Origin of the sequence: Streptomyces albireticuli (assembly GCF_021228125.1) — a bacterium.
Taxonomy (GTDB): Bacteria; Actinomycetota; Actinomycetes; order Streptomycetales; family Streptomycetaceae; genus Streptomyces; species Streptomyces albireticuli.
Map to the genome: position 1 here is coordinate 225,316 of NZ_JAJQQS010000010.1, position 5,131 is coordinate 230,446.

At 75.5% G+C, this 5,131-nt stretch carries 4 protein-coding genes; 1 reads left to right on the forward strand and 3 read right to left on the reverse strand.

Annotated features, from left to right (window positions below):
• Window positions 1-26 precede the first annotated feature (26 nt).
• On the reverse strand, window positions 27-1,565 hold the full coding sequence (locus tag LUZ64_RS20095; protein WP_095584195.1) for a CAP domain-containing protein: 1,539 nt from the start codon (window positions 1,563-1,565) through the stop codon (window positions 27-29).
• 187 nt (window positions 1,566-1,752) lie between these two features.
• Here LUZ64_RS20095 and LUZ64_RS37210 point away from each other — a divergent pair, with 187 nt between their 5' ends.
• Window positions 1,753-3,006: a cytochrome P450 family protein gene (locus LUZ64_RS37210; RefSeq protein WP_095584194.1), complete on the forward strand. Its 1,254-nt coding sequence runs from the start codon at window positions 1,753-1,755 to the stop codon at window positions 3,004-3,006.
• A gap of 111 nt (window positions 3,007-3,117) precedes the next feature.
• On the opposite strand, the gene sbnB is transcribed toward LUZ64_RS37210, so the two are convergent.
• The gene (sbnB, locus tag LUZ64_RS20105) at window positions 3,118-4,104 is read right to left on the reverse strand and encodes a 2,3-diaminopropionate biosynthesis protein SbnB (protein ID WP_095584193.1); all 987 of its coding nucleotides are present in this window, start codon (window positions 4,102-4,104) and stop codon (window positions 3,118-3,120) included.
• Window positions 4,092-5,105 carry a 2,3-diaminopropionate biosynthesis protein SbnA gene (gene sbnA, locus LUZ64_RS20110; protein ID WP_233447322.1) on the reverse strand — a complete coding sequence of 338 codons (1,014 nt, stop codon included), beginning with the start codon at window positions 5,103-5,105 and terminating at the stop codon, window positions 4,092-4,094. Before sbnA ends, sbnB begins: the two co-directional genes overlap by 13 nt.
• Between the last annotated feature and the right edge of the window lie 26 nt (window positions 5,106-5,131).

Genomic DNA, 5,131 nt, shown 5'->3' on the forward strand with positions numbered 1-5,131 from the left:
TTGGCGCGCGCCCGGCGGGAGCCGTCTCATCCGGCGGCCCCGAAGAGCTGGGTCCAGTACGTGCCGGCGGAGCCCCCGGTGGCGTAGCCGACGCCGAGGTGGGTGAAGTCCGGTTTGAGGATGTTGGCACGGTGTCCGGGGCTGTCCATCCAGCCCCGGACGACCTCGGCGGGCGTGCGCTGGCCGCAGGCGATGTTCTCGCCGATGCCCCGGTGCGCGGCCCCGGCCGCCGCGGCCCTGTCCCAGGGCTCGCCCCCTTCCGGGGTGGTGTGGGAGTAGAAGCCCCGGCCCGCCATGTCGGCGCTGTGGGCCTGGGCCGCCGTGCCCAGCCGCGCGTCGGCGGCGAGCGGGCGCAGGCCGGCCGCCCGCCGCTCGGCGTTGGTGAGCGCGAGCACGTCGGCCACCGCCCGCTCCAGGCCGGCCCGGGTGAACGGCTCCGCCCACACCACCGTCCAGAACGCGTCCCCCGACCCCGCGTGGACGGCGTGGCCGACGCCGAGGTGGACGAACACCGGGTCGCCCACGGGGGTGCGGAGCTCCGTGCCGCGCAGGCAGTAGTCCATGAACTCGGCAGGGGTGCGGGGGCCGGACACCAGGTGCTCGGCGAGCGTGAGATAGGCGTAGCCGCCCGCCGTGATCCGCTGGAACAGCGAGGTCCCGGCCGTGCTCTCCCTCCCCAGGCGGCCGTGCGCGGCCATGTCCGCGGCATGGGCGCGGGCGGCGGCCGACAGCCTCGGGTCGGCCGTGACGGGCCGGGCGCCGGTGCGGGACCGCTCCGCGTTGACCAGCGCGAGGAGACCGTCCGCTTCGGCGGAGCCGGGGCGGTGGGACGCGGGCGTGGCGGACGTGTGCGTGCCGGACGCGGGCGTGGCGGACGCGGGCGTGGCGGACGCGGGCGTGCCGGACGCGGGCGTGGCGGACGCGGGCGTGGCGGACGCGGGCGTGGCGGACGCGGGCGTGGCGGACGTGTGCGTGCCGGACGCGGGCGTACGGGGCGCGGGCACACGGGGCGTGCGTCCGTGGGGCACGGATCCGCCGGGCCCGGGGCCGCCCGGCGCGCCGGCGGCGGGCGGGGCGGCCCCGTCCTCCTCCACGACCTCGATGCCGAAATCGCGGGCCACTCCGGCCAGGCCGTCCGCGTACCCCTGCCCGAGGGCCCGGAGCTTCCACCCGGTCCCCCGGCGGTACAGCTCGGCGAGCAGCAGGGCGGTCTCCCGCGTCGGGCGCGGCGGCGTGAACCGGGCCAGCGTGCCGCCTCCGGGCCCGGTGACCGTCATCACGGGGACGGGCAGGGCCGCGAGGGGTGTGCCGGGTTCGGCTGGGCTGACGACCACCGTCACCTTGGCGGCGCCCCGGCGCAGCCGCGCCGGCTCCACGGTGAGGGTGTCCGCGCGCAGCCGGGCACCGGGGGCGGCCGGCTGGTTGAAGAAGACGAAGTCGCCGTCCCCGGCGGTCCGGCCGTCCTCACCGGTGACGATCACCGACAGATCGAACGGGCCGGGCACCCGTATGGAGAGCGCGCCGTCCGGCATCGCCCGGTTCCCGCCGGCCACCAGATCGCTCATCGCCGCACCACCCACCACCGCTCGCCCGTACTTCCCGGGAGAACGCGCGGCGGTGCCGGACGGTTCCACGAGCCGGAGGGCGCGGGGGTCCTGGGGGGGCTTTGTAGGAATCGAACAGACGTGGCAGGGTCAGCGCTGGCGTCGGTGCCCCCTGTGGTGGCGCCCGGAAAAAGCGAGGATGAGGCCCGTGCATGATCTCCTGAACCCCGCCGACCCCGCCTTCGCTCGCGACCCGTACCCCTACTACGCGCGGCTGCGCGCCGAGGGGCGCCCCGCGGCACGGGTCGCGCTGGCCAACGGCACCCACGCCTGGCTGGTCACCGGCTACCGGCAGGCCAGGGAGGTCCTGGCGGACGCGCGGTTCTCGAACGTGCCGCCGAGCGGCGCCGGCCGGCCGCGGCCCGACTCCCCGGCGCAGCGGGCCCGCGCGTGCCTGGCCCGGCACATGCTCAACTCCGACTCCCCCGACCACACCCGGCTGCGGCGGCTCACCACGGCGGCGTTCACCCCGCGCCGGGTCGACGCCCTGCGCCCCCGGATCGAGGAACTGACCGACAAGCTGGTCGCGGAGGTCGCCGGTCGGGTGGCGGCGGACGGCACCGCCGACCTCGTGGACGCCTTCGCGTTCCCGCTGCCGGTGCTCGTCATCGGTGAGGTCCTGGGCGTGCCGGAGGCCGACCGCGCGGACCTGCGGGCCTGGACCTACCGCGTGGGGTCGCCCGCCGACGCCCTGGCGGAGGGCGAGGCCGACGAGGCGTGGGTGCGCCTGCACGCCTACTTCACCGAACTGATCGCGCGGAAGCGGCGGGAGCCGGGCGAGGACCTCTTCAGCGCCCTGGTCCGGGACACGGACGAGGGCGGGCTGGACGACGGTGAGCTGCTCGCCATGGCGTTCCTGCTGCTGTTCGCCGGTTACGAGACGACGATGAACCTGCTCGCCTCGGCGTCGCTGCTGCTGCTCACCCACCCCCACGAGCTGGCGGCCGCGCGGGACGGCGGTCCGGAGCGGTGGGCCGCCGTGGTGGAGGAGGCGCTGCGGCACGCGAGCCCGCTGGAGGGTACGACGTGGCGGCGCGCGGCGGTGGAGGTGGACCTCGGCCAGGGCACGGTCGTACCGGCGGGGGCGTCGGTGCTGGTGGTCCTGGCGTCGGCTAACCGCGATCCGGACCGCTTCCCCTCGCCGGACGCGTTCCTTCCCGACCGGTACCTGACGGACCCGGGAGGCGGCGAGGGCGAGCGGGCCGCGGCGCACCTGGCGTTCGGGCACGGGCCGCACTTCTGCCTGGGGTCGCGGCTGGCCCGGCTGGAGGGGGCGGTGGCGCTGCCCCGGCTGTTCGAGGCGTTGCCGGGGCTGGAACTGGCGGCGGAGGCTTCGGGGTTGCCGTACCGGCCGGGGTTGCTGGTGCGGGGGCCTCGGCGGGTTCCGGTGCGGGTGCCGTAGCGGGTGGGGGCCTTCTCCCCCACCCCGCCCCTTCCCGGAACCGGGGGCGACGCCCCCGGCCCACCGTTCCGCGCGGTGGCCTCAAGCGCCGGCCGGGCTGAAGCCCGGCCGTTACGCCTCCGGCAGGAAGTCCGTCAAGCGGACCCCCGTGCCCTCCTTCTCCGCCGCTTCGCGGACCAGGTTCGCCAGGGCCAGGTCCAGGATGCCCAGGCCGAAGGGCGAGAAGACCGTGACCTCGCGCGGGTCGCGGGGGTGCGGGCGGCCCGTGGCGAGGGTGTCGCCGAGGGCCGCCGTGATGAAGTCGCGGTTCCCGGCGCGCTGTTCCGCGAGGTGCAGGGAGGTCGAGGCGCGGCACACGTGGTCCGCGTCGTCCACGACGTTCACGCTGCCGAGGATCGCCTCGGGGGTGAGATCGCGCAGGGAGAGGTGCAGGACCAGCGTGCCGGGCCGGCAGTGGCCGAGGCCCGTGTGCGGGGTGGAGGCGGTCGTGGCGACGGAGACGAGGCGGTGCGCGCCCAGGGCGTCGTCGGCCGATTCGGCGAACTCGACGGCCAGCCCGGTCGCGTGGGCCGCGGCGAATGCCTCGGCCCGCGCGCGGTCGAGGTCGAAGAGGCGGACGGTGCGCAGCTCCGGCGCCACGACCTTCAGGAAGCGCAGGACCTCGGCGTTGATGACTCCGCAGCCGATGAGGGAGACGCCGGTGTCGGGGGCCTCGCCCGGCATCGTCCGGGCGGCCAGGGCGGCGCTCGCCGCGGTGCGGCGGGCGGAGATGGTGGAGCCCTCGATCAGCGCCTCGGGCTGCCCGGTGCGCAGGGAGTTGAGGATGATCGCGGCGGAGGCGCGCTGGAGTCCGGACGCCACGTTGCCGGGGAAGGAGGAGATCCACTTCATCCCGGCGACCTGGGTGCCACCGCCCAGGTAGGCGGGGAGGCCGATGATCCGGTTGGTGTCGTCGGCGGGGAAGCGGAGGAAGACGGAGTGGGGTACGGCGGTGTCGCCGACGGCGTGGGCGACGTAGGCGTCGCGGACGGCGTCGAGCACCTCGTGCTCCTTGCCGTCCAGCGTGCCGCGGACGGTGTGGTTGCCTATGACGAGCATGAGATCTTCTCCATCGCGGAAGGTGCCGGGAGTGCCGGAAGGTCTGCCGGAAGGCCCTGCGGCCGGGGGACCCGGCCGAAGTTCTCGGAGACCCAGGCGTCGTTGTAGATGGTGCTGAGGTAGCGCTCGCCTCGGTCGGGCAGGACGATCGCGCAGGTCGAGCCGTCCGGGATGACGTGGCGCAGGCTGTCGAGGGCGCTGACGACCGCGCCGGACGAGCCGCCGGCGAGGATCGCCTCCGTCGCCGCCAGCCGGCGGCATCCGATGACGCAGTCCAGGTCGCCGACGTGGACGACCGTGTCGGCCAGGTCCGGTGTGTGCAGCGGGGGCCGGGTCGCGGCCCCGTGCCCGGGGAGGAGGCGCGGGACCGCGGGCGGTTCGGGGTCGAAGATGGCGCTGCCCAGCGCGTCCACGGCCACGATCTTCACGGGGAGGCGGTGCGCGCGGATGTAGTCCGCGCAGCCGCGGAGGGTGCCGCAGGAGCTCGCCGAGCAGATCAGGTAGTCCAGGCCACCGGGCAGCGCCTCGTCGATCTCCCGCATCGTGGTGCGGTGCGCGAGGGCGTTGAGGGGGTTTCCGTACTGGTTGGGCCAGTAGGCGCCGGGGACGGTCAGGGTCAGCTCGCGTACGCGGCGCACGCGGGCGGGCAGGTAGTCGCCGGTCTCCCGGTCGGGCTCGGTCACCATCTCCACCTCGGCGCCGAGGGCGCGCATGATGTCGATGTTCTGCTTGTTCGCCCTGGGGTCGACGACGCAGATGAAGCGCAGCCCGTAGTACCGGCAGACCTGGGCGAGGCCGATGCCGAGGTTGCCGGAGCTGGACTCGACGACCACCGACTCGCCGGGTACGAGCTCGCCGCGGCGGATGCGGTCGCCCAGCATGTTCAGGGCGGGCCGGTCCTTGATGCTGCCGGCCGGGTTGAACCCCTCCAGCTTCGCGAAGACGCGGACGGGGCTGTCCGGGAAGAGTCTGACGAGTTCGACGAGGGGGGTCGCGCCCACGGTCGACAGGATGCCGGGCTCCCCGG